We start from the raw sequence: 314 nt of genomic DNA on the forward strand, positions 1-314 counted from the left end.
GGTTCGGAACTCGTCAACCAACCGGCGATCCGACGGCCCGTGCCGGTTCGCAAGATTTCTGAAGGCAGCTCTTCAAGCGCGCTCAGAACGCTTTGCTCAAGAAAAAGACTGTCTTTGAACTTTGTGATGCTCAGTGGCAGCAGCGCCGGGTAATGCGCGGGATCAATCTTCGGATGCGCAAGTTTGACGCGGACATTGTCACTCTGCGAGTAGCCTTCCCACAGTGCATCGTCCTCCGATATCGGTCGCGGCACTGTGTCGATCAGCAGCATGCAATCCGCTTGCGGCCGTGCGTTCACCTCCGAATGCAAGGC

At 57.3% G+C, this 314-nt stretch carries 1 protein-coding gene; it reads right to left on the bottom strand.

What is annotated here, in order from left to right:
• Positions 1-272, bottom strand: a 272-nt coding sequence (locus JHD73_RS28600) for a hypothetical protein (RefSeq protein ID WP_199033432.1), incomplete at its 3' end; no start/stop codon positions are given.
• Positions 273-314: the final 42 nt, after the last annotated feature.

This window comes from Ralstonia sp. ASV6 (assembly GCF_016429285.1).
In the GTDB taxonomy this organism is placed as follows: domain Bacteria; phylum Pseudomonadota; class Gammaproteobacteria; order Burkholderiales; family Burkholderiaceae; genus Ralstonia; species Ralstonia flaminis.